This window comes from Corynebacterium drakensteinense (assembly GCF_041224285.1).
In the GTDB taxonomy this organism is placed as follows: domain Bacteria; phylum Actinomycetota; class Actinomycetes; order Mycobacteriales; family Mycobacteriaceae; genus Corynebacterium.
Window position 1 is genome coordinate 160,467 of the sequence record NZ_JAXOFP010000002.1, and the last position, 25,224, is coordinate 185,690.

Here is a 25,224-nt window from a genome sequence, read left to right on the forward strand (position 1 = left end):
AGACTGACTGCTATGAATTCTGCTTCGAATTTTTCGCAGCCCGACCCCCTGTCAGGTTCCGGTGTGGTCGTCGTCGACAAGCCTGCGGGCATGACCTCTCACGATGTCGTCGGCAAGCTTCGCCGCATTTTCCGCACGAAAAAGGTCGGCCACGCGGGAACGCTCGATCCGATGGCAACCGGTGTACTCGTTGCCGGTATTGAGCGCGGTACGAAATTTCTCGCGCACATGGTGGCGGCAACCAAGACTTATCAGGCCACCATTCGTCTCGGTGCGGCCACCACCACCGACGACGCCGAAGGTGAATTCCTGCCCGTCGCAGAAACTTTCCCGGGCAACACCGATGACGACATTATGCAGCGGCTGGCCGAGGTTTCCGACGAGCGGATCGGCGCAGCGTGTGCAGCTTGGACTGGAACCGTGGAGCAGGTTCCGGCGAAAGTTTCAGCAATCAAAATTGCAGGCAAGCGCGCGCACCAACGGGTACGCGACGGTGAAGATATTGTCATCCCCGCCCGAAGTGTCACGATCCATCGTTTCGATATTCATGCAATTCAGCGTGGCAATGGCGACGGGCATTTCATCGACATCGAATGCACCGTGTCGTGTTCGTCCGGAACTTATATCCGCAGCCTCGCTCGTGACATCGGTACAGATCTCGGCGTTGGTGGCCATTTGACCGCCCTGCGCCGCACACAGGTCGGCCCGTATACGCTTGCCGACGCCGCCAGCCTTGACGAGCTTGCTGCACAACCACGGCTCAGCCTCAGCCTCGATGAGGCGCTGATCCGCAGTTACCCGTCGTGGAAAGTCAGCGAGCAGCAAGCCCAAGATTTGAGCATGGGCAAACGATTGCCCGCCTGTGGTTTAAACGGAGTGCATGCGGCGATCGCTCCCGACGGTCGAGCCATCGCACTGGTCAAAGAAAATGATAAAGGCACAGAGATCAAGACCGTCTTCGTTGCCCGTCCCAGCACGCTCTAGCGCAGCAACCAGAATTCGGTGCGGCAGGGCGGCGGGGGCAGCATGTCTCGGCAGTGCGCCTCGCACAGCACACAAGGCGCGATTATGCCTGTCGCGGTCAGCGCCACCCAGACTCTGCGCCCACAATCGCTGCCGCTGTGATGACAAAGCCATCATCGACCATCCAGCGCCCGCTGATGAACGGCACCGGTGTCGGCCGCACCAGCAGATACGCGATGAACGTCCCATCTTCTCGCACATCGATTTCGGCTTGTTCAAACCCCAGCCAACGCTGCGTGACGGGAAACCACGTTTTGTACACGGCCTCTTTCGCACAGAAAATAATACGATCCGCATACGGAATACCGGCGGCCCGGAGTCGTGCGATTTGCGGCTTTTCCGAATTCCGCAAAATCAGTTCCACGATATCGACGGGAAGTTTTTCTGCTGGCTCAATATCAATTCCGAGGCTGCGCACTCGTTCGGTCGGCGCCACAGCAGCCGCGCGCATCCCCGAGGTATGCGACAGTGAGCCACAAAAACCATCCGGCCATAACGGCATCCCCCGGTTACCGCGCAAAATCGGCTGGGTACCGGAATATCCCAGTTGCGCCAGCGCTTGGTGCGCACACCAGCGCGCGTCTCCAAATTCCGCTTTCCGCTTTTGCACCGAATGCGAAACCACTGTCTGCTCCAAAGGATGTAGACTCTGGAAATTCACCAGGTCGCCATCATCAGTGCTGCGTACCGAAACCATGCGGGCAGATTCCGGCAAGAGCAAATCATGCTTACTCATCGGTATCCCCTGCCCCAACTCCGGCTACCCGCTGTGCCACCACTCCGCCAGTGCCGTCGTCGACAAGCTCTAAGATTGGGCACGGCCACGCCCGCCGCTCATCACGACGCGTCCATTCCCGTGGATAACCCAGCGAAGCTTCGTAATGGACGACCCCGTCGAGCTCAAATTCACTCGGTATGTGCAGATGACCATAGACCACTGCTTTCGCGTTATAACGCCGCGGCCAATGGCGAGTATGCCGAGTCCCGCACCACAACGCGATCTCTGGCAGAGCCATGCGCAAGGTAGGTTCTTGCACCAAAGGCCAGTGATTAACCAGAACCGTCGGACCGGTAACACGAGATAACCGAGTGATTGAATACGTCAAACGATCCCAGCACCAGGCACGAATATCGGTGAATGGCGCGATGGCGATTTCGTCGGTCATCATCACGTTTTTCTGTGCCGCAGCATCCAAAGCCGCTTCCACGCTCATGCCCGCGGGGCGAAAGCTGTAATCGTAGAGAGTGAACAAGGGCACGATCGTGGTATCGCCGAAAACCGGAAAGCTATCTTCCGGGGTAAGCACGTCAATTTCGCGGCACATCTGTACAAGTTGGTCGTATTTTGCACGGCCCACGTGAGTGTCGGCTGAACGACAAAACAACTCATGATTGCCAGGCACCCAAATAACTTGAGCGAATCGGCTGCGCAGCTCACTGAGTATCGTGGCGATCAACTCGGTGCGCTCGGCGACGTCACCAGCCACTAGCAGCCAGTCATCGGGATTTCGTGGAACTATCTCGGCGACACGTTGACGGTTCGCACGCACGGCGGCGTGCAAATCTGCGACCGCCCACAATGTTTGCGGATAGGTCGGCTCCGCGGAATCAGCGTACGGGGCCGTCGAATCAGTCGACGGTGTTTTCTTGGCTTGCTCTGCTTTCTTCGTGTGTTCCAGCATCAGTCTGTCACCGCCCATTTCATCGACTGGAAGCGATAGACCACGGCGAGAGTGCGTAAAGCAATAAATGCCAACAATCCGCACCAAATACCGGTCAATCCACCATCGACCAGGTACGCAATCCACACACCGGGTAAGAACCCTAGTAGCACCGACGCGATCGTGATAGTGCGCAAAAATGCGACATCGCCAGCCCCCAGCAACACACCGTCGAAAGCGAATAAGACGCCACCAAGCACGATCATGATGATCAATAACCACCACGGAGTAGCGATGGTCTCCAGCACGCCAACATCATCGGTGAACAAGCGGGGAATCCAGCTGGCGAAGATTGCGAAAACAACAGCCAGACCGAGCGCGAAAATCGTAGAATACCAGGTAATTTTCAGGCCTGCCCGGCGTGCCTTCGCCACTGTTTTTCCGCCGAGTGCCGCACCGATGAGCGCTTGCGCTGCGATCGCCAGAGAATCCAACACGAGCGTTAAGAAGTTCCAGAGTTGGAGCATGATCTGGTGGGCAGCAAGTGCATGCGTGCCAAACCGCGCGGCAACTCCGGCAGCGGATAAAAACGCCACCTGAAAGGCCAACGAACGCAGAATTAAGTCGCGCCCCAACACGAGCTGCTGGACAATGACACGTGCACGCGGTGCCCAACCACCATCATGTGCCCGTAGCAAACACACCACAAAACACAGTGCGGTCAGCCCCATGCCCAGCACATTTGCCCACGCAGAACCAACCAGACCAAAGGCAGAAACCAAAAAAGGCAAGGCTATCGCACCCGGAATAATACCGGCCAGGGTGAAATAAAACGGCCACCGCGTATTTTGGATCCCACGCATCCAGCCATTCCCGGCCATGATGACCAGCGTCAGAGGAATCGCGAGTGCCGAGACGTGCAACCAGCTCGCCGTCGCACCCGCTACCTCGGCATCACCTGTCAGCCAGCGGGCAATCGTGTCACCAAAAATCCACAGGATAGCGGCCAGCAATCCGCCAACCACCAATGCGACCCAGGTCGCTTGCACGCCTTCGGCGATCGCCAATGCTTTCTTACCTTGCCCGAACAACCGCGACGCACGCGCCGTCGTACCGTAGGACAGGAAAGTCAGCTGAGTGGTCAACATGGACTGCACCGTCGCACCCGCCCCCAGAGCAGCGAGCTCAAAACTTCCCAGTCTGCCGACGACCGCGGTATCCAATAGCAAATACAGCGGCATTGCTGCCAGCACACCGAGTGCGGGCAGCGCTAGACCAAAAATAGTCCGGGCGGTAACCTCCGTAGAACCCGTCGCAGGTGCGTCTGCCTCACGATTTTCCGTCACAGTCGCGGTTTCGTCGTTGCTTTTCACGTTTATCTGTAACTCTCCAGTTCAGCGGCGTGCATCAATAGCCTTCCCGTTCAATAACACCCAGCAGTTCGTCGATCACCTGGGCGTTCGAGCCGCGCGTCGAATAACCGGCGGCTGGCACATGGCCGCCGCCACCCAAATGCATCGCAACCGCCGAACAGTCGATTGCCCGAGATCGCAGCGAAACATTCCAATACTCAGGCGCCATCTCTTTGTAAACCACCCCGAGGTTGGTTCCATCGAGTGAACGCACAAAATCTACCAGCTTTTCTATCGCTGATTGGCTGTGCGAAGCAACGATGCGGTGCGGGACCTGCAAGATCGCCATGGTTACCGTTCCCGCTGATCTGATTTGCAGATCCGACAGCACCTCGCCGGTCATCTGCAGATCTTGCGGGGCCGAAAGGTCAATGAGATCCACCGCAATTTGTTTTGGGTCGAGGCCAAAATCCATGAGTTCTGCGGCAAGCGTGTGCATAGCCGCGCTACCCCAGCGAAAACTACCGGTGTCAGTCATCAATCCGGCATACAGCCCATGAGCAATTTCTTTATCCAGGTGTATGCCTAAGTGCCCGAAAAGCTCATACAGCACCACAGTGGTCGATTCCCGGGTGGGATCCACCAGATTGAGATCACCATAGCCCGGGTTGGTGTCATGGTGATCGATATTGATACAAGGTCCGGCAAATGCCTGATAGCTTGCTGCGGCCGCTCCCGTGCGCGAGAGTGAGCCGCAGTCAACGCTGATCATCACATCCGCCGGTGGAAGTTCTCGCGTGCCGTCAACAAGCTCAACATGCTCAGCGTGCGGAATGGACAGCAAGTTGTCCGGAATTTCTCTGTCTTGGCCGACGAAAATCCGCGAGCCAATACCAAGTTGTTGTAACCCCAGGGCAAGCGCGCAAGCAGAGCCGATTGCATCGGCATCAGGATTGATGTGCGCCAGAATGTTGACCTGGCGAGCCTGCTTAATCGCGCTAGCGACCTGAGAATACGTCATTACTCTGAGTCCTTGTATGGGTCAACCTCACCTGCCGGGCGTGCTTGCTCTCGCAATCGAGCGAGTTCTTCATCGCGCGCTCGGGCTTTCGCCAACAACCCTTCCATGTGCGCAGAAGCTTGCGGCACTTCGTCATAAGCAAACTCGAGGGTTGGGGTAAATCGCACCGACAAGGCGTCGCCTACGAGTTTGCGCAGTTGGCCACGGTGGCGCTGGAGTGCCTCCGCCGCCTGTTCGAGGTCTGGTTCTTCGTTGATATCGCGGCCGCGCACCGTGTAATACACCGTCGCGTTGTGTAAATCTCCGGTTACACGCGTATCAGTGACGGTGATGAGTTCCAAGCGGCGGTCCTTAATGTGGTGCTCGAGCGCATTGGCGACGATCTCCTGGATTCGCTTCGCGATCCGTCCCGTACGTGCATTATCAGCCATGATTTGTTCACCTTTCGTTTCTTGTTTCTGCCGCTATTTTAGCGCAGACGAAAACACCCACCCGGTGTCTCTGTGGACACGGCGGGTGGGTGTTCTCAACTAGTACAACAACCAGGGGTTAGCACGCGGGAATTAATCGCGTGGAACCTCGACCTCTTCGTATGCCTGGATGATGTCGCCAACGGCAATGTCTGGGTACGACAGCGTCATACCGCATTCGTAACCGGCCTTGATCTCGTTCATATCGTCTTTTTCGTGACGCAAAGATTCGATCGTCGCATTCGGAGCGATGACGTTGCCATCGCGCAAAATGCGGGCCTTGGCATTGCGCTTGACCGAGCCTTCGTTGACCATACAACCTGCGATAAGGCCGACAGCAGAAGACTTGAACAGTGCGCGGATCTCGGCTTCACCGGTATCACGCTCTTCGTAGATCGGCTTGAGCATGCCCTTGAGAGCTTGCTCGATCTCTTCGATCGCACGGTAGATGACCGTGTAGTAGCGCACGTCAACGCCTTCTTGGTTGGCAGCTTCGGTAGCTTTGCCTTCCGCGCGGACGTTGAAGGCCACGATAACGGCATCCGAGGCAGCAGCCAGCGAAACGTTGGTCTGTGTGACTGCACCGACGCCACGGTCGATGATGTTCAGCTCGACCTCGTCGTCGATCTCGATCTGCAGCAAGGCATCTTCCAGCGCTTCGACGGAACCGGCATTGTCGCCCTTCAGGATCAGGTTGAGCGTGCTGGTCTCCTGCAACACCTTGTCCAGATCTTCCAGGGAAACGCGCTTCTTCGTCTTCGCCTGCAGCGCAGAACGACGGCGGGCATCACGCTGCGCAGCAATCTGGCGGGCAACGCGGTCATCTTCGACAACCAGCAATGAGTCACCAGCACCAGGCACACCGTTGAGACCCTGCACCTGAACTGGGCGCGATGGGCCAGCCTCATCAACGTCATTACCGAATTCGTCGACCATGCGGCGCACACGACCATGCGCATCGCCGACGACGATCGAGTCGCCGACGTGCAAGGTACCACGTTGAACGATGACGGTAGCCACCGGTCCACGACCACGGTCCAGGTTAGCCTCGATGGCCAATCCTTGCGCGTTCATTTCTGGGTTGGCTGTCAGCTCCAGCGACGCGTCGGCAGTCAACACGACTGCTTCCAGCAAATCATCGATGTTGGTTCCCTGGCGCGCAGAGATATCGATGAACATGGTGTCGCCGCCGTACTCTTCTGGAATCAACCCGTACTCAGTCAGCTGACCACGGATCTTATCCGGTTGCGCTTCTGGCTTATCGATCTTGTTCACCGCTACAACGACCGGGATATCGGCTGCTTTCGCGTGGTTAATCGCCTCGACGGTCTGTGGCATCACGCCGTCATCAGCGGCGACAACGAGGATGGCGAGGTCGGTAGCTTTAGCACCACGAGCACGCATCTGCGTGAAGGCTTCGTGACCTGGGGTATCCAGGAAGGTCAGCGTACGTGGCTGGCCTTCTGCAATAACCTCAGTCTGGTATGCGCCGATGCCCTGGGTAATTCCGCCGGCTTCGCCTTCACCTTCGTTGGTCTTACGAATAGTGTCCAGCAGGCGAGTCTTACCGTGGTCAACGTGACCCATCACGGTGATGACTGGAGGGCGCTTCGCGAGGTCGTCCTCATCGCCTTCATCCTCACCAAACTGCAGGTCGAACGATTCGAGCAGCTCGCGGTCTTCGTCTTCTGGCGAGACGACTTCGAGTTCGTAGTTGATCTCGGCTGCCAGCAACTGCAAGGTCTCTTCGGACACGGTCGCGGTCGCAGTGACCATTTCGCCCATGTTGAACAGCGCCTGTACCAATGCGGCTGGATCAGCATTGATCTTGTCTGCGAAATCAGAAACCGAAGCACCACGACGGAGGCGAATGGTCTTGCCCTTGCCGTCTGGCAAGCGCACGCCACCGACAACGTTTGGTGCGTGCAGCTCCTCGTACTCAGCTTTCTTCTGCCGTTTGGACTTCTTACCACGACGTGGTGGCCCACCTGGGCGTCCGAAAGCACCTGCGGTACCGCCACGACGTCCGCCGCGACCACCGCGGAAACCGCCTGGAGGTCCTCCACGACCTGGAGCGCCCGGGCCGCTGGATTTGCCGCGTCCACGTCCGCTGCCAGCTTGCTTGTTCGGCATCGCTGCAGGCGTCGGGCTCGCAGGCATCATCGCTGGGGTTGGACGACGGCTGCCACCGCTGCGTTCGTTTGTAGAACCCGAACGGTTATCGCGTGGTTTCGAGCCGCCATCGCGAGACGGCTTGCCTTGGCCTTGTTTTGGCTGCCCTGGTTTTGGTCCCTTGGAACCGCCGGGACGTGGCGCTGGCTTCGCACGGTCGTCTCCTGCACCAGAGGAAAACGGGTTGTTGGCCATCTTTGGGCGTCCGCCGGGTTTCGGCATTGGGCGTGGCATTGCGTTGCCTGGCGACGGTGCAGCAGGTTTCGGAGCACCAGATTTTGCTTGCCCAGGTTTTGCTTGTCCTGGCTTCGGTTGCCCTGGTTTTGGCTGTCCAGGTTTTGCCGCGCTTGGCTTTGCTGCTGCCGGTTTCGGCGCGCTTGTGCTTGGGCGCTCTCCCCGGCTCTTTTCTGCTCCGGCACCAGCTGGACCGCGGCTAGATTGCGCAGACTGCCCACGCTGAGCTGCAGCTGCTTGGTTATTGCCAGGCTTGGCAACACGTTCTTGCCCAGGCTTCGGTGTGCCGGGTTTCGGCTGTCCTGGTTTCGCTTGTCCGCGCGGTGCGGCTCCTGGCTTCGGCGCGCCAGCAGATGCTTGCGCTTGCGCACCAGGTTTTGCTGGCGCTGAAGATTTTTGGGCACCAGTTTTTGCTGCGGCTGCTGTATTAGCAGCTCCGCCCGCGTTGGCATCGTTAGACGCGTCTTGCTCGTAGTGCGCACGCATCTTTTTCACTACTGGTGGCTCAATTGTCGACGACGCTGTTTTGACGAATTCGCCTTTTTCTTTCAGCGTCGCAAGTAGTTCCTTACTGGTAATGCCGAGCTGTTTTGCCAGCTCGTGCACGCGTAGTTTTCCGGGCACTTGACTCCTCTGTTGTTTACTAGAGGCCCAAGTAACCCTTGTGACCTCTAGTGATTGCTAGTGACTTTCATCGCTGATGCAACTTCATGGTTGAGTGCTCATCAGTGTCGGTCTTCCTTACATTCTCTAGTCGGTGAAGCGGCGCGGGCTTCCAGGTACCTACGTACATGACCAGCATCCAGTTTCCTGGACGTTTTGAACGCACGCGCGAAAGCGCGGCGCTGCAGCGCCTGATCGAGTGCAGACAGGTTCGGCGTGATCCACGCTCCGCGGCCGGGCAGGCTACGGTGCGGATCCGCGATTACTCGGTGGTGATCATTGGGGTCAATCACCAGGCGAAGCAGGTGAGCATCTTGGCGACGTTCACGGGTTGCAATGCAGGTCCGAACCGGGTTCACACCTCGTGCCATCGCATCCCTTCAGTGACGTTGTCCTTGCTCGCCTGCAATCGTTCTGCACGCAATAGTCCAGTCTAATAGAAAACTGGCGAAAGGTGAACTTGGCAAAACTTGCCGAATGGCACGGCCCTAGTATTCGTCAGTTTATTCCGCAGCCTCGTCGGCCTGCTCACCTGCATCGGCTGCTTCTGCCTGCACACGTTTGCGCACCTGCTCGAGTGGTTCGAGCTTTTCGGTATCCGAATGGATATCGATCTTCCAGCCTGTTAGTCGCGCCGCCAAACGGGCATTTTGCCCTTCTTTACCGATGGCAAGCGAGAGCTGGTAGTCCGGCACCACGACGCGGGCTTTTTGCTCGTGTTCGTCGAGGACTTCTGATTTCACCACTTTCGACGGCGCCAGCGCATTGCCGACGAACACGGCAGGATTGTCCGAATAGCCGATGATGTCAATCTTCTCGCCACCTAGTGCATGCATGACGTTGTTGACACGCTCCCCCCGGGGCCCGATGCACGCACCTTTCGGGTTGAGACCTTTCGCGTTCGCGCGCACGGCAATCTTGGTACGGTGTCCAGCCTCGCGGGCAATCGAGAGGATCTCCACGCTGCCATCAGCAACCTCGGGTACCTCAAGCTCGAATAGGCCACGCACCAGTTCCGGGTGAGTGCGCGAGAGGTTGACCTGCACGTTGGTGTTCTGCCGGTTAACGCCAACGACGTAGGCTTTCACGCGGTCGCCGTGCTGCAATTTTTCGCCCGGAACCTGCTCGGCTGGCAATAAAATACCGTCTTGCGCTTCAATTTCGGTTCCCAACTCGACGACGACGATACCGCGCGCATTCGCCCGTGCATCGGCCTGCACGATTCCAGAGACCACGCGTCCTTCAGTTTCGGAATAAGTCTCGAATGTGCGCCCTGCTTCTGCCTCACGCAGTTTGTGCACGATGGCGTTGCGCACGGCCGGAGCACCGATACGTGCAAAGTTGATCGGGGTGTCATCATATTCTGATTCCAATTCCCCAGCGGAATCGAATTCTTGCACGATCACCGTTGCTGTGCCGGTGTCGGTATCGATATCAATGCGTGCGCGGTCAGTCGGGCCAGCTTCGCCAGTGGCTGCTGCTCGCGCGCGGTTCGCTTTACCTGCACCCGACAAATCCTCTTCCAAACCGCGGTGCTCACGGTAGGCCCCCAGCAGTGCACGGGCAATCGTTTCCAGCAGTTCCTCAAAAGGAATGCCTTTTTCGGTTTCAATACTGCGAAGTGCGTTGAGATCGATATTCACTTGTGGTCGTCCTAGTCTGTGCTCGTCGTATCCGTACTGTCAGTGCTTTTCTCGTCGGCACGCGTGGCTGGCGCCAAGGTCTCTGCTATCTCCACTGATGCAAAGGGCTGTTCTGTAAGCGCGAGTTCAGCACGCGGCGGCTGCGAGAATTCAATTTCTACCACCGCATACACCGAAGACGCCAATTCTAAGGCAACCGGATCGCGTCGTTTATTCGCGCTCGCCTTTCCCCCGGATTTCTTAGCACCAGAACCCGCAGGCCCCACTCCCGATTGTTTCGTCGGCACCAGAATTACCGCAGAGTCATCGTCGGCAAGCGCTCCGATGCGCCACACTTCCGGGGTTCCCTGACCTTGGCCCTGCTGTTGGATAGCCACCAAACGGTGACGATTACGCCGCCAGTGGCGCGGCTGGGTCAATGGCATGTCCAAGCCCGGGGTAGAAACTTCCAGGGTATAGCCCGGGCCAAAGCTCATCTCTCCGGCGTCTTCGCGCGCGTCTAGCTCTTCACCAATGTGTTGTGCGAGGCTTTCTAGCAGATCAGAATCAGGGCGCTGGTCACCATCGAGGTAGATGCCTACCTGTGATTTCTTACCGGCGCGCGTAACTTTGATGTGTTCAATATCTAGTTGGGCCGCTTGTGCGATCGGAGCGAGTGCTTGCTGCAATTGAGTCGTTGACGGGAATGCCATGCACACCAGCCTAACCGTCGACGGTATCCTATTCGCTGTGAACCCCATGCGAGTTTTCGCCCGACTGTCATCCCGCAGGCCCGCAACAGCCGCAACAGGCACCCGTCCTCGAAGTGTTGCGGCGCGTGGTGGCCGCAGGCGCGCCGGCATCACTGCGAGCCTGGCCGCGACCAGTCTCATGCTCACTGGTTGCGAGTTCTCCCTGGACAACTCCCTTTCGGGTATTACCCAGTTTTTCGGGCCTGAGCCAGAAACAGCACTCGTTGAGTTGGCGTTTAGCGCAGAAGATGAGGCCGCAGCGTTTGCCGAAACCAACCCGGCCCTGTCCGAACTGCGTGCCCAGCAAGCTGGTGTGCTTTTCGACGAAATCGCGCGGGTGTGCGGGCACTATCCAGACGGAACAGCACCGGAGACTTGTGAGGTTGATCGAACAGAACGCAGCGGATACGACGGCAACCATGAGATCGCCGATTCCGCGGAACAGTCATTAGATCAGCTACTGGATTCGGTACCGCAGGCCCCGGAGCAGTCGCGCGCACTTTTGATTGAACAAGCAGTCATGCTGGCCCTGCAGATTCCGGACCACGAGCACGCCATCACCGCGGTGCGAGATGAGCTGCTGGCCGAGGATTCCACTGCGCCAGATTCTTGGTCAGAGATGGCGGATTGGGAATACCGATTGGGTTATGGTTTGGAGGCTGCGCGCGCGTTCCTCGATGGCGATGCGGCTGTTTCCACCGACGATGCAGCCGCAAATTCGGATGCACGCCTGGCCACCTTGCGAGAACTTGGCATCGACATGCCGCAGCGTGCGCTTGCGTATCACGCCGGCGAGCTGGCACCCGATCATCTGGAAGAACTCGATGATGACAACGCTGTTGCGTTCGTCGACAATGCGCTGCAGCAGACTTCGCAGCAGTGGAAACACCAGGCACTGGATGCCAAAGACGCTGGGTGGCGAAAGCTAGCCGTGTTATTTGCCGCCGTGGCTAACCCCGTTGTTGGTTAGACTGGCGGCATGACTACCCATGACTTTCTTCAGCTCGATGTCTTCAGCACCGGGTCTTTTACCGGAAACCCGTTGGCGGTAATCAACGACGCCGATGAGCTCAGTGATGAGCAGATGCAAAATATTGCCCGGTGGACTGGGCTTTCCGAAACTGCATTTTTGTGCGCCCCAGACGAGGGCACGACCGCCGATTACAAGGTCCGCATTTTTACCCCAGACCGCGAGCTTAGTTTTGCCGGGCACCCCACGTTGGGTGCTGCTTTTGCGTGGCGTGAATTTCACGAACAAACAGCTCGCAAAGATAAAAGCAACCAAGATAAAAGCAACCAAGATAAAAGCAACCAAGATAAAAGCGACCAAGCCGATCAGGATGGCGGCCAAAAAACTGCTGGAAAAACAGAATTTATTCAGCAATGCCAAGCAGGCACTGTCACTGTGAAGGAAGACGACGGCAAACTATATTTCGCCGCTCCAGAATTGCAGCGCACCGGGCCGTTGGACGATAACACCATCGGCACGATCGTGCGTGCCCTTGGCATTTCGCATTACGACATCATCGATCATGCCTGGGGCGATAATGGTCCCGGCTGGGCGCTGATCCAACTGAAAAATGCTGACGCTGTGCGTCGCATCAAAGCCCGCACCCACGGCCACGTGAACATGGCGATTTTCGGGTTCGAAGAGGCAGTCACCCACAAAAACGTAGAACCACTCGTGGGTGCCACCGATGAAGAATTCGTCGCTGATGCAGGTCATGCTGCAGAAGGCGAAGTGATCCTCGAGGTACGCGCGGTGCAAGGCTCCCATGAGGACCCGGTAACGGGATCAGCCAATGCTGCTATCGCACAATTCCTGCACGCAAAGAATGCCGTACCGAAACGCTACCGGGCAAAACAAGGATCCCGCATCGGTTTCAACGGTGAAATTGATATAAACATCGATTCCGAAATTTGGGTCGGCGGCAAGGTAGCACGCATCATTCGCGGCAGCATCGAGATTTAGACAGTCGGCTGCACCGGCCGGTCGTTGCCAAGCAGTTGAATAATCTTGGCGACGATTTCTTCTTCCGCTACCTCCACGGTTTCACCGCCGCGAATGCGCAATTCCATTTTGCCATCCGCATAAGCACGACCGACCACCGCGATCAACGGCATGCCCAGCAGTTCTGCGTCCTTAAAGCGCACGCCCGGGCTTACTTTAGCGCGGTCGTCGTAAAGCACATCGATGCCGTGATCCGACAGGCTGCTAGCTAGGCGGTCACCGGCTTGCTGCGCTTCTTCGCCCTTGGCTGCGACTGCAACGTGCACCTGGTACGGAGCAGCGGAAGTTGGCCAGCACAAACCTTTATCGTCATGATTTTGCTCGGCCAGTACCGCCAGCATGCGGGAAACACCGATACCGTATGACCCCATCGTCGGCACGACCTGCTTGCCATTTTCGTCGAGAATGTTGACGTTAAACGCTTCGGTGTATTTCCTGCCCAGCTGGAAAATATGCCCGAGCTCGATGCCACGCTGGATGCTAAGGACCTCGCCGTTCGGCGCGATATCGCCGTCTTTGACCTCGGCAGCTTCGATGGTTTCGGTGACTGCAAAATCACGTCCAGCAACCAGGCCGACAACGTGGTGGTTTTTCTTATCGGCGCCGGCGATCCAGGTGGTTCCGCGTACCACGCGTGGATCCGCGAGAGTGCGAATCCCGGCTTCTGCCAGCCCGCGAGGCCCCACGTAACCGCGCACCAAGTCATGCTCTGCGAAATCTTTGGGTTCGGCCAACGACACCGTAGCTGGTTCCAGTGCAGCTTCCAGGCGCTTCATATCCACGTCACGGTCGCCGGGGATGAGCACGCCAACCAGCTCGGGTTTGTCCGCGGCAGGTTGCTGGATGCGTACCAGGAGAGTTTTCAAGGTATCGGCAGCGCTGACAGCATGGCCGTCGATTTCTACCCCTTCGCTTTGCGCCCACTGCACCAAAGCGTCGATGGTAGCTGCCTGCGGCGTCTCAAATTCTTCGGCGTCGGGGCGTTGGTTCGGGTCGGTTTCCTCACCCGGTTTGGTGGTCACGGCTTCCACGTTGGCGGTGTAATCACCGGCACTAACGAAGGTATCTTCGCCGTTCGGGGAAATCGCCAGGAATTCTTCGGATGCCGAACCTCCCATCGCACCCGAGGTGGCCTGACAGATGGCATAGTCAATCCCGACTCGATCGAAAATGCGACGATAGGCATCACGATGACGCTGGTAAGCCGCTTCGAGGCCATCATCGGTGAGGTCGAAAGAATAAGAATCCTTCATCAAGAATTCCCGGCCACGCAAAATGCCCGCGCGTGGGCGTTCTTCATCGCGGTATTTCGTCTGAATCTGGTACAAAGTGACCGGAAAGTCCTTGTACGACCCGAACATGTCTTTCACCGCAGTGGCAAACATCTCTTCGTGGGTTGGCCCCAGCAACAAGTCGGCATTTTTCCGATCTTTCAGGCGGAACAGGTTGTCCCCGTACTCCTGCCAGCGGTCGGTGGCCTCATAGGGCTCACGCGGTAGCAGCGCGGGAAACAGCAGCTCTTGCCCCCCAATCGCATCCATTTCTTCACGCACGATACCTTCCAGCCTGCGTAATGCTTTCAGCCCCAGTGGCAGCCAGGTATAAATTCCTGGTGCAACGCGCCGAATATAGCCGGCACGCACAAGCAGCTTGTGGGAAATAACCTCGGCATCTGCAGGGTCTTCGCGCAACGTGCGCAAAAACAGTGTGGACATACGTGTGATCATGGGACTAGCTTACATTCTGTTCATACTGCTTAGTATGGGGGCATGCTGATCGTTCTTCCCCCTTCCGAAACTAAGGCCTTCGGCGGCGATGGTGCCCCGTTAAACTGGGACAGTCTTAGCGAATTGTCATTTCCCCATTTGCACGAGGTGCGCCGCGAGATCGCTCGCGACTTGGCCGCGTTACCGATAGAACACGCCTTCGCCGTGCTCGGGGTCTCCGAAAAATTACGCCCAGAGCTCGAGGCCAATCAAGACCTAGCTACTGCTGCCACGATGCCCGCGATTTTCCGCTATACCGGGGTTCTTTACGACGCCCTCGATGCACATAATTTGCCCGCTGCCGCATTGGATTCACTAGCGGTTGGTTCTGCACTGTTCGGCGTCGTTGGTGCACGAGATCCTATCCCGTACTACCGACTTTCCGGCGGCACGAAGCTTCCCGTACGAGGTGATGCTGGCGCCGGCACCGAGGCCAATGCGCGCGATGCAGCGCATGCGACAAATGCTGCAACCAGTGCCCCGACAATGAAAAAACGGTGGGGATCTGCCATCACTCAGGCGCTCAAAGAAACCAACGAACTGATCGTCGATCTGCGGTCTGGAACGTACCAACAGTTAGGGCGCGTACCCGCGGTGACCGTGCGTGTGGAAACTATCCACGACGACGGTACGCGCAAGGTGGTCTCGCACTTCAACAAACATTACAAAGGAGAACTCGCTCGCGAGTTATCCCTGGCCGCTGCCCAAGGCGCGCGTCCAGAGACAGCCGAAGAAGTCGCTGCTATCGCGCGTGCAGCAGGAATGACGGTCGAGGGCCCCGTCGACAAGCAAAAATGCCGCGAACTCACCCTGGTGGTTTCTTAAACTCCACGGTTTGTTCAACGACATTCCACCTGCGCGCAGTTTTCTCGCTAGAATTAAACAACGTGATCCCTGCTACACTTTCGCTGTCTCTGTTTTTGGTGACAGCCAGTGCAGGGTAAATCGTGTCCATCTAGCAAGGAGATTCGTTCATGACCCAAGAGTTCTTCCACATCGACGCTGCGAAATTGCGCGAGCTCATGAGCCCCAAAAACGCGGCCGATGCCTTACGGCAAACCATTCTGGACGGTTTCGATCCCGCAGATGATTTTGATAAAACCCGCGCGGTCGTCGACAAGGAAGACAACGCAAAATTCCTGCTGCTACCAGCGATTAACCCCGATTACTTCGGCGCGAAGCTGATCACCGTCGCCCACATCAACCCCACCCGCGGACGGGAAACGGTGCAAGGCACCTACGTGCTGTTTTCTAACACCACCTACGGTCCGCTGTTCTCGATCGACGGTGCCGAGCTGACCAACTTGCGCACCCCGGCGGTGACAATGGCGGCGTTCAAAGACTTCATCGAATCCCGCGATGAAGACCTCAAAGTCGCCGTGTTCGGTTCCGGTGTGCAGGCCCGCGCGCACAAAGAAGCGATCGACGATAACTTCGGTGACCGCAATCCGAGCTACACCTTCATCTCCCGCACCAATCCCGGTGACCTGGAAAACTGGGTGCAAATCGGCTCTGACAAGGCCAAGCAGGCCACCAAAGAGGCCGAAGTCGTGGTGTGCTCCACCTCTGCGCACGAGGCTTACCTGGACATCGACGAAGTACGTAGCGATGCCTTGGTCGTGGCACTCGGTGCCGGAAACCCGAATGACCGCGAGCTGAGCACCAACTTCATGGAAAAAGCCCAAATCATTCTGGAAGGCGGCGACGTCACCTTGAAGTACGGCGGCGATGCAGCTCGCGCGTTGAAAGAAGGCGCAGACCTGTCCCACGCTGTTACGCTGCGTGACATCATCACTGGCGATAAACAACTCGACCGCGAATCACCGATCGTGTTCAAAACCACCGGTATGCCGTGGTTGGACCTCGCCGTTGCCGGACGTATCGCCAAGCAATTGGGAGTCAAGTAACTAGTGCACGCCTCTCGCCTGCCCGAACTGCACCACGATTTCGCTGATCACCTGCCCGAGCTCTGCCTCGACTGGCAAGCCGCCAAAACCCCGAACCCGCAGCTGCTGTGCCTGAACGAACCGTTAGCACGGCAACTCGGCCTCGACCCAGAGTGGTTACGCAGCTCGGCAGGCGTGAGTTTTCTGTGTGGGACAAACCTGCCGGACGGTGCCCGGCCTGTCGCGATGGGGTATGCGGGCCACCAGTTTGGCCAGCTCTCACCGCGTCTCGGCGACGGCCGCGCGTTGCTGTTAGGCGAGATCACAGATTCTTCCGGCAAACTGCGCGACATCCACCTGAAGGGTTCCGGACCGACCACATTCTCCCGTGGCGGTGATGGTTGGGGTGCACTCGGGCCGATGCTTCGCGAATACCTCGTTTCTGAGGCCATGCATGCTCTGGGCGTTCCAACGACACGAGCACTCGCGGTCATAAGTACCGGCCGCAAGATTGCCCGCGAGCGCGTGGTACCGGCAGCACTTTTGGTGCGCGTGGCCGATTCACACATTCGTGTCGGCAGTTTTCAATACGCACAGCTGACCGGTGGCAATACGCTTGCATCCCGATTGGCTGACTACACCCGCCAGCGCCACTACCCTGCTGCTGACGATGCCCGCGGCGTGTTTACTAGCGCCCTGGATGCGCAACTGGCGACCGTGGCACAGTGGATGCGTCTGGGTTTTATCCACGGGGTGATGAACACCGATAACACCACGCTGTCTGGCGAGACCATCGACTATGGTCCGTGTGCGTTTATGGATGAATACGACGAGCAGGCAGTGTTTTCCTCGATCGATCATGGTGGTCGTTATCGCTACCGCAACCAGCCGCAGATCATTGGCTGGAATTTTGCCCGGCTCGCAGAAGCCATGCTGCCTGCGTTCGACGATAATCCCGATGTAGCCGTGGAATTTGCGCAGGAGACCATGAATGGCTTCCAGCAGCGTTGGCTTTCTGCCCAGGCTGTTGAACGCTGCCGCGCAATCGGGGTGGACGATACTGTGCTTGCCGACGAATTCTACGCGCTCGTAGACAGAGCGCGGCCGGATTTAACGTCGGTGCAGCGCAGCCTCGTGGCCGCGGCGCGCACTCTGCGCGGCGCGGAACGCACCGATGACGGTATCGATCGACTCGCCCGCCACCTTGGAGGTTCTGCAGATGCGCACGAGTGGATTACTCGCTGGTGCCAACGCGGACCAGATGCCGCTGCACTAGCTCGGCTGCACCCGGTTGTGGTCCCGCGCAATCACGTGCTGGAAAAAGCGCTGCGGGCGGCCACAGACGGTGACATGGAACCATTCCACGAGCTTCTCGATGTTGTCGCCGACCCATTTAATGAAAAACATCCGGAGAAATACCGGAAACCCGCGCCGCTAGAATTCAGCGAATCCTATCAGACGTTTTGTGGAACATAATCTGGCCGACGGTTTATTTCCGGTCAATGACGGCGCGTATATGAGACATAACTGACGGCGCAGTCTAGGTTTTCCAGAATTCGAAAATGCTCCCCACTAGCCGGAAACCATTTTTCGGTACAGCTAATGGGGAGCACTTTTGGCATTTAACGCACGTTAACTAGCCGTAGCTACTTTAGTCTTCCAGCTTCAGCGTCTTCTGGGTGAACTCCCACAGCTCGTGGTACATCTTCTCGTCCTTGAACAACTTAGTGCCATAAGACGGGATCATTTCGTAGATCTTGTCGGCCCATTCAATCATCTTCTCACCGAAGCAGCGTTCCAGCAGTTCCAGCATGGCGGCAGGGGCGATGGATGCACCAGGTGATGCCCCCAGCAGACCAGCGATGGAGCCTTCGGTGTTGTTGATCAACGCGGTACCGAATTCCAGGGAACCGAAGCGCGGTGGTGCGGCTGGCTTAATAACCTGCACACGCTGGCCTGCGGTAACGATCTCCCAGTCTTCGTTTTTCGCATCTGGGACATAGTTGCGCAAGTTTTCCATGCGCTTGTCAAAGTCCTGCAAAACCTCAGTAACCAGGTACTTGGTCAGGTTGAACTCCTGTACCGCAACGCCCAGGTAGGAAGGAATGTTGTCCGGCCGGATCGATTTGAATAGATCCAGGTACGAACCCTTCTTCAAAAACTTCGGCGACCAGCCACCGTAAGGGCCAAACATCAAGCCCTTCTTGCCGTCGATCACACGGGTGTCCAGGTGCGGAACTGACATTGGAGGGGCATTCTTGGTCATCGCCTGGCCATAAACCTTGGCGCTGTGGCGGTCGATCAAGTCTTGATTTGTCGAACGCAGCCACAAACCAGAGACCGGGAAACCAGCAAAACCGTGGACCTCAGACAAGCCAGCCTTGCGCAGCAAGTCCAGCGCGTAACCACCGGCACCAACGAATACGAAATTGGCCTTGACGACGCTGGTGTCACCGGTGTGCAGATTCTTGACGGTTACTTTCCATTTGTTTCCGTCTTTGGTGAGGTTTTTCACCTCGTGTCCGTAACGCATCTCTGTGCCGGCAGCTTTTGCTGCGGTGAAGAACTGCTTGGTCAAGGCACCGAAGTTGATGTCGGTTCCTTTGTCAGTCCACGAGATCGCAACTTTTTCATTGTCGTTACGTCCGCTGGCCATCACCGGGAGTTTTTCCGCGAACTCATCGCGGTCGTCGGTGAATTTCATGTCTGGGAACATGTGGTTATCGCGCAGTGCTTCAAAGCGACGCTCGATATAACCAACCTGGTCGGTACCTTTACCAAAGGAAACGTGCGGAACCTTGTTAATAAACTGCTTCGGATCCGACAAAATGCCGTTGTTGAGCTGGTGAGACCAGAACTGCCGCGAAATTTGGAATTTCTCGTTGACACCAACAGCCTTGGACAGGTCAATGGTGCCATTCTTTTCCGGGGTATAGTTCAGCTCGCACAGCGCGGAGTGACCCGTACCCGCGTTGTTCCACGGCGACGAGGATTCCATGGCCGGAGCATCCAAGCGCTCGACAACCATTTGCGACCAGCTGGGTTCCAATTCGCGGAGCATCGCACCAAGCGTGGCGCTCATGATGCCGCCGCCAATAAGAACGATGTCTACATCATCGGTGGGTTTCGGGTTTGGGTTTTTGGACACCTGACTACCTCTTCGTATTCGATTGCACCACTTCCACTGCGCGTGCCGATCCCCGCCGGAGTTATGAGCGCTTCACATTACCCACAGTGAAAATTTACTCGTCATTTACCATACGCCCCGTGTGAGCTAATAGGCGAATAACTGTGGCATGTTTATCCCCCATCCGGAGACGCAAGCGCTTCAATTGGCTAATGGTCCCCGGCCGCTACGCCACCAGAGCAATGTGCCTAGACTATTACCATGCATAATTCTTGGGTCACCGACAGCCTACTGGGAGCGCCATTCGAGCAGCTCACCTTTGATTTTGGCACCGAATCAACCGAGGACACAACTGCTTATGCCACGCTGGTGCGCTATACCGGCAACACGGGCACAATGTCAGGCACCGCATCTGCAACAGGCGAAGCGTCCACACGAAGCGAAGCGTCTGCAACTACGCCATGCTCTGCTCCACAGGCACCGTGCCACGACTGGGCCCAGCGCCCAGCAATCTTATGGATTCATGGCCTCACCGATTATTTCTTCCACGACCACGTCGCCAAGTACTTTCACGAGCACGGTTATGCGTTTTACGCCCTCGATCTCCGCAAATGCGGCCGTTCGCTGCGCGAAGGGCAAACCGCCCACCACTGTCTGGATATCTCCGAATACTTCGAAGAACTCGACGCCGCCGCAGAGCTGATTTCCGCCACCCACGATCAAGCACCCACCAAGCGCCTCACGCCACTTGCGCATTCAACCGGCGGACTCATTGCTCCGATCTGGTTGGATTACCTGCGCCGGACGAAGCCAGAGCTGCACCAACACTGCGCTGCGCTGGTGCTCAACAGCCCCTGGCTAGAACTGCCTGTGCCGGACAGTGTCGCAAAGATCGCACGTCCGGTTCTGGCAAGCATCGGCAAGTTCCTGCCCGGCATCCCCTTCCCCGGCGGCGTGATGGATATATATGGTCGCTCGCTGCACAAAGACTACGACGGTGAGTGGGATATCGACCTGCGGTTCAAGCCGCTAGGAAGCTTTAAGAAGCACATGGGCTGGATTCGGGCGATCATCGCCGCACAGCAAAGTATTCATCGTGATGAAATAAACGCAGGCGTTCCGGTGTTGACTTTGTCGTCGACGCAATCGGCGGTCGGGACTTCGGTCATGGATAAAGCACACCAGGCAGACATCATCTTGATCGTCGATCACATGTGGAAATGGGCACCAAATCTGGCTGCCAACGTCTCTCTGGCTCCGTTGGACGGCGCCATGCATGATGTCTTCTTATCGCGATCGGCTGTACGGCACAACGCCTTAGAAACCACCTGCACCTGGTTAAACAAACACGTAGGACTACAAGAAACGGAGTAAGCACCCACTCATGACTACGACGACTTCCAACTCCAACTCCAACTCCAACTCCAACTCCAACGACGCTGCATCACAAACCAGCGCTGCATCGCAAGCCTCCGAGCAAACAGCGGCGAAACATTATGACTTGGTGATCATCGGCACTGGTTCTGCAAACTCCATTCCGAATGAGAGCTTTGAGAATAAATCCATCGCGATTATCGAAAAAGGCAAGTTCGGTGGCACGTGTCTGAATGTGGGTTGCATTCCGACGAAAATGTTCGTCTACGCTGCCGACATCGCGCTTGCGGCCCGCAGCTCGCAACATTTGGGCGTGCACGGTGAAGTGACCAAGGTGGATTGGAATTCCATCGTGGAACGGGTTTTTGCTAACCGCATCGATCTTATCGCCGAAGGTGGCGAGAATTACCGACGCGGTGACGAGTGCCCGAATATCGATGTTTATGCCGGACACGCTAAGTTCGTTGGCCCGAAAACATTGACTGTCGTTGGTGCTGGTGAAAACGGTGAGGATTGTACTGTCACCGGTGACGAAGTCGTCATCGCTACTGGTTCGCGCCCGATGATCCCAGCCCCCATTGCAGAATCTGGCGCGCGTTACTACACCAACGAAGACATCATGCGTCTGGACAAACAGCCAGAATCAATGATCATCGTCGGTGCGGGATTCATCGCGATGGAATTCGCCCACGTTTTCCACGGCTTGGGTACTGAGGTGACCGTCGCGGTGCGCGGACAGGAGTTGCTCAAGCATCTGGATGCAGACATCAAATCACGGTTTAACCAGGCTATGGTCGAAGCTGTCGACGTGCGTTTCGGTATCAACGTCGCCAAAGTAGAAGATACCGCTGCGGGTGTGCGCGTGACCTACGACGACGGCAGCACGCAGGAGGCCGAGATCTTGTTGGTTGCCACTGGGCGCATCCCGAACGGCGATCAGATGAACCTGGAAGCCGCAGGAATTGAGATGCGTAACGACGGCCGCGTCAAAGTCGATGATTTTGGCCGCACCACCGCCGACGGCGTCTGGGCACTCGGAGACGTTTCTTCGCCGTACATGCTCAAGCACGTCGCCAACGCAGAAACCCGTGCGATTCAGCACAATTTGCTGCACCCAGAAGATCTCCGCGCGATGCCACATGAGCATGTGCCGTCAGCAATTTTCACACATCCACAGATCGCAACCGTCGGCTTGACCGAGGATGAAGCCCGCGATGCGGGGTTTGATATCACCGTCAAGGTGCAAAATTATGGTGATGTTGCCTATGGCTGGGCGATGAATGACTCGCAGGGTATCTGCAAACTCATAGCTGATCGCAAAAATGGGCGACTGTTGGGCGCGCACTACTACGGCGAGCAGGCCTCGACGCTGATCCAACAGATGATTCAGGTCATGGCCTTTGACCAGGACGTACGCGAGGTGGCCACCCAGCAGTACTGGATTCACCCAGCACTGCCCGAGTTGACCGAAAACGCCCTGCTCGGCCTGGAGTTTTAGGCCGAACGGCAGGGCTCGCCAATTATTGCATAGCCGATTGGTGGCTAGCCGACTATTACCTAGTCGGCTAGTTGAACTTCGCCTGCTGTTAAATAGTTGGCTTGGTCAGAATTTCGTTGCCTTCGTCGGTGATGACGATGGTGTGCTCGAACTGGGCGGTGAACTTTCCATCAGAGTTCTGAATGGTCCAGTCGTCATCCCAGACGTCATAATCCAGTGAGCCAAGGTTGATCATCGGCTCGATAGTCAAGGTCATGCCCGGTTCCAGCACGTCACGGTAGTGGTTGGAGTCGTAGTGCAAGATGACCAGACCGTTGTGGAACGTGGGGCCGACACCGTGGCCGGTGAAATCACGCACGACGTTGTAGCCGAAACGATTGGCATAGGATTCAATCACCCGGCCGATAACGTTAACTTCACGGCCTGGCTTGGCAACCTTTATTGCGCGCAGCATCGCCTCTTCAGTGCGCTCGACGAGCAGGCGGTGTTCTTCCGATACCTCACCAGCAAAGAATGTCCGGTTAGTGTCACCATGGACACCATTTTTGTACGCGGTGACGTCAATATTGACGATGTCACCTTCTTTGATCACGGTAGTATCCGGAATTCCGTGACAGACGATCTCGTTCAACGACGTACAGCAGGATTTCGGGAAATTCATATAGCCCAGCGGCGATGGATAAGCGCCATGGTCGCACATGTACTCATGCGCGATGCGATCGAGTTCGTCGGTGGTAACACCTGGGGCGACAGCGCGTCCTGCCACTTCTAGCGCGTTAGCTGCGATCTCGCAGGATTCACGCATCGCCTCGATCGTTTCTGGTTTTTGAATGAACGGCTCACCGATGTTTTCTTGAACGGTGTCCTTCCACACGTATTCTGGCCGTTCGATGTGATCCGGAACGGTGCGGATGGGAGTTGGTTTTCCTGGGCTAAGCTTTCCGCGTGTTGTCATGGCTCCTATGGTAATAGCCTAACCTGGCGGAGGTTTACCCGGTCTCCCGACACCGAACGAGATCACAGCAAATCAGCAGGTAGGCTGGCGCCATGTCTGGCCTGCGAAAAGCCCCGGAAACTGTACGTGCGGGCTACTGCAGTACAACTTTCTTCAGTTCATCTTCGTCTTGCGAGAGATATACCTTCGAACGCATCCAGAAAAATCCCAATCCCAGAATCAGCCATACGAACAGCGCATAGAACGACTCCGTGCTGAGAATTCCAGGTGATCCGGGCACCAGCAGCAGCGCCATGAATCCCAGTGACAAGATGCAGCCCGCCAAGCTAATCCACTTTTGGGTGGCATTGCGCCCGACCTCGAGATTAACCGCCGTCAACTGGCCATCCCGGGCGATCTTGTAGGCGCAGTAGCAGGCATAGAAATACGCGATGGTGATGCCCACGCTGGTCATATCCACGACCCAGTTCAGCGCGGCACGGCCGAACCATGGGCTGATCAAACACAGCAGTGCCGTGACGATGATCGCGATCACGGGAGTGTTGTGCTTTTCGTGAATATGCGCGACTTTCCCCGGCAGCATCCGGGCTTTGCCCATCGTGAACAACACGCGTGAGGTCGCCGTATAGAAACCATTCAATCCGGTAAGAACACCAGCACTCACTGCAATCACCATGAGCAACAAGCCGACTGGGCCCATAACGTCGGCGATCGCAGCAGCCGGCGGCCAGGCATCATCTTCGTAGTTGGAATGCCCGTCGGCGACGGCGATCGAGGTGGCAATCATCATCGTCATGTAGATCAGCGTCGCGATGGATACACCCCAGATCAACAGCCCCAATGCCTTGCGTGGCGAGAAATTGAACTCCCCCGCCAGTTGCGGCACGCTATCGAATCCGACATATGCCCACGGAGCAAACGCCACGATCACCGCAATTGCAGCTAACGGCGAGGTATCCGTCGGAAAGCTCGGTGCCATCGTCACATCGTTGTTGAAGTAATAGACCAGCATGGACACGAAAATGATGGCCACGCTGACGATGATCAGGACGACTGCATAAAACTGAAAACGGCCAGAAATTGAGGCGCCACGGAAATTCAGATAGCCGAATACGACGATGAACAACGAAGCGATAAGCACTTCCGGCAGATAGATATCCCAACCAGCGACTTCATAAAGTTTGATGCGCATAAAAAGGTCGGGCAACGTCACCCGGAACACCAATGTGATCGCCGAAGCGTTCAGCGCGACGATTCCGGCATACCCCAGCGTCAGTGCCCAGCCGGCGATAAACGCGTGAATGCGGCCCAACGACGCCAAGGCGAAAGCCACACCACCGCCCGTGACTGGCAGAGCACGCACGACGAAACCATAGCTAAATGCGACGACCAGAATCGCGAATCCGCCAATGAGAAAGCCCAATAGGGTTCCTGCCAAACCACCGTCGGTCATCCAATCGAAAGGCAGGATGAACGCTCCCCAACCGATCGCTGAGCCCAGTGCCATAGCAAAGACCCAGGAGGGTTTGAAGGTTTTATCCAACACTGGCGCATTGTCGACGGCGGTCGCGGTCGATGCGGATGCTGCGCCGCTGGCTGTCGCTGATCTATCTACTTGTCCACTTTCCGGCATGGAT

At 57.0% G+C, this 25,224-nt stretch carries 21 protein-coding genes; 8 read left to right on the top strand and 13 right to left on the bottom strand.

Annotated features, from left to right (window positions below):
* Positions 1–12 precede the first annotated feature (12 nt).
* Complete coding sequence (gene truB, locus U1140_RS02155; protein WP_369845807.1) at positions 13–984, top strand: tRNA pseudouridine(55) synthase TruB; 972 nt, start codon at positions 13–15, stop codon at positions 982–984.
* 97 nt (positions 985–1,081) lie between these two features.
* Here truB and U1140_RS02160 read toward each other — a convergent pair whose 3' ends face one another.
* From U1140_RS02160 to rimP, 9 genes are all read right to left on the bottom strand, one after another.
* Positions 1,082–1,759 carry a 4'-phosphopantetheinyl transferase family protein gene (locus U1140_RS02160; RefSeq protein WP_369845809.1) on the bottom strand — a complete coding sequence of 226 codons (678 nt, stop codon included), beginning with the start codon at positions 1,757–1,759 and terminating at the stop codon, positions 1,082–1,084.
* Entirely contained in the window at positions 1,752–2,705 is a 954-nt protein-coding gene (locus tag U1140_RS02165) for a metallophosphoesterase family protein (protein WP_369845811.1), read from the bottom strand. Before U1140_RS02165 ends, U1140_RS02160 begins: the two co-directional genes overlap by 8 nt.
* Positions 2,705–4,030 carry an MATE family efflux transporter gene (locus U1140_RS02170; RefSeq protein ID WP_369845905.1) on the bottom strand — a complete coding sequence of 442 codons (1,326 nt, stop codon included), beginning with the start codon at positions 4,028–4,030 and terminating at the stop codon, positions 2,705–2,707. The genes U1140_RS02165 and U1140_RS02170 overlap by 1 nt, the downstream gene beginning before the upstream one ends.
* Positions 4,031–4,091: 61 nt before the next feature.
* Positions 4,092–5,057, bottom strand: a complete 966-nt coding sequence (locus U1140_RS02175; RefSeq protein WP_369845813.1) for a DHH family phosphoesterase — start codon at positions 5,055–5,057, stop codon at positions 4,092–4,094.
* A complete protein-coding gene (gene rbfA / locus U1140_RS02180) occupies positions 5,057–5,488 on the bottom strand; it encodes a 30S ribosome-binding factor RbfA (protein ID WP_369845814.1) in 432 nt (143 codons plus the stop codon). Before rbfA ends, U1140_RS02175 begins: the two co-directional genes overlap by 1 nt.
* Before the next feature lie 132 nt (positions 5,489–5,620).
* The gene (gene infB, locus U1140_RS02185; RefSeq protein WP_369845815.1) at positions 5,621–8,557 is read right to left on the bottom strand and encodes a translation initiation factor IF-2; all 2,937 of its coding nucleotides are present in this window, start codon (positions 8,555–8,557) and stop codon (positions 5,621–5,623) included.
* A 101-nt stretch (positions 8,558–8,658) separates the two neighbouring features.
* The gene (locus U1140_RS02190) at positions 8,659–8,967 is read right to left on the bottom strand and encodes a YlxR family protein (protein ID WP_369845816.1); all 309 of its coding nucleotides are present in this window, start codon (positions 8,965–8,967) and stop codon (positions 8,659–8,661) included.
* Positions 8,968–9,099: 132 nt separating this feature from the next.
* On the bottom strand, positions 9,100–10,239 hold the full coding sequence (gene nusA / locus U1140_RS02195) for a transcription termination factor NusA (RefSeq protein ID WP_369845817.1): 1,140 nt from the start codon (positions 10,237–10,239) through the stop codon (positions 9,100–9,102).
* A gap of 11 nt (positions 10,240–10,250) precedes the next feature.
* Entirely contained in the window at positions 10,251–10,931 is a 681-nt protein-coding gene (gene rimP / locus U1140_RS02200; RefSeq protein ID WP_369845818.1) for a ribosome maturation factor RimP, read from the bottom strand.
* Here rimP and U1140_RS02205 point away from each other — a divergent pair.
* Together U1140_RS02205 and U1140_RS02210 are read left to right on the top strand one after the other, a co-directional pair.
* Positions 10,930–11,940, top strand: a complete 1,011-nt coding sequence (locus U1140_RS02205; protein ID WP_369845819.1) for a hypothetical protein — start codon at positions 10,930–10,932, stop codon at positions 11,938–11,940. The two genes, rimP and U1140_RS02205, sit on opposite strands and share 2 nt — an antisense overlap.
* Before the next feature lie 9 nt (positions 11,941–11,949).
* Positions 11,950–12,942, top strand: a complete 993-nt coding sequence (locus U1140_RS02210) for a PhzF family phenazine biosynthesis protein (protein ID WP_369845820.1) — start codon at positions 11,950–11,952, stop codon at positions 12,940–12,942.
* Here U1140_RS02210 and U1140_RS02215 read toward each other — a convergent pair.
* Entirely contained in the window at positions 12,939–14,708 is a 1,770-nt protein-coding gene (locus U1140_RS02215) for a proline--tRNA ligase (protein WP_369845821.1), read from the bottom strand. The genes U1140_RS02210 and U1140_RS02215 overlap by 4 nt on opposite strands.
* 42 nt (positions 14,709–14,750) lie before the next feature.
* Here U1140_RS02215 and U1140_RS02220 point away from each other — a divergent pair, with 42 nt between their 5' ends.
* The 3 genes from U1140_RS02220 to U1140_RS02230 all read left to right on the top strand — a co-directional run bounded on the left by U1140_RS02220 (position 14,751) and on the right by U1140_RS02230 (position 18,109).
* Positions 14,751–15,572, top strand: a complete 822-nt coding sequence (locus U1140_RS02220) for a YaaA family protein (protein ID WP_369845822.1) — start codon at positions 14,751–14,753, stop codon at positions 15,570–15,572.
* 149 nt (positions 15,573–15,721) lie between these two features.
* Positions 15,722–16,654: an ornithine cyclodeaminase family protein gene (locus U1140_RS02225; protein ID WP_369845823.1), complete on the top strand. Its 933-nt coding sequence runs from the start codon at positions 15,722–15,724 to the stop codon at positions 16,652–16,654.
* Positions 16,655–16,657: 3 nt separating this feature from the next.
* The gene (locus U1140_RS02230) at positions 16,658–18,109 is read left to right on the top strand and encodes a protein adenylyltransferase SelO (RefSeq protein ID WP_369845824.1); all 1,452 of its coding nucleotides are present in this window, start codon (positions 16,658–16,660) and stop codon (positions 18,107–18,109) included.
* 175 nt (positions 18,110–18,284) lie between these two features.
* Here U1140_RS02230 and mqo read toward each other — a convergent pair whose 3' ends face one another.
* Positions 18,285–19,781, bottom strand: a complete 1,497-nt coding sequence (gene mqo, locus U1140_RS02235; protein WP_369845825.1) for a malate dehydrogenase (quinone) — start codon at positions 19,779–19,781, stop codon at positions 18,285–18,287.
* A gap of 240 nt (positions 19,782–20,021) precedes the next feature.
* Here mqo and U1140_RS02240 point away from each other — a divergent pair, with 240 nt between their 5' ends.
* Together U1140_RS02240 and mtr are read left to right on the top strand one after the other, a co-directional pair.
* On the top strand, positions 20,022–21,134 hold the full coding sequence (locus U1140_RS02240) for an alpha/beta hydrolase (RefSeq protein ID WP_369845827.1): 1,113 nt from the start codon (positions 20,022–20,024) through the stop codon (positions 21,132–21,134).
* 10 nt (positions 21,135–21,144) lie between these two features.
* Complete coding sequence (gene mtr, locus U1140_RS02245; RefSeq protein ID WP_369845828.1) at positions 21,145–22,632, top strand: mycothione reductase; 1,488 nt, start codon at positions 21,145–21,147, stop codon at positions 22,630–22,632.
* Positions 22,633–22,720: 88 nt separating this feature from the next.
* Here mtr and map read toward each other — a convergent pair whose 3' ends face one another.
* Positions 22,721–23,587, bottom strand: a complete 867-nt coding sequence (map, locus tag U1140_RS02250) for a type I methionyl aminopeptidase (RefSeq protein WP_369845829.1) — start codon at positions 23,585–23,587, stop codon at positions 22,721–22,723.
* A 133-nt stretch (positions 23,588–23,720) separates the two neighbouring features.
* Positions 23,721–25,220 (bottom strand): APC family permease, encoded by a 1,500-nt coding sequence (locus U1140_RS02255; RefSeq protein ID WP_369845830.1) that lies wholly within the window; start codon positions 25,218–25,220, stop codon positions 23,721–23,723.
* Positions 25,221–25,224 lie beyond the last annotated feature (4 nt).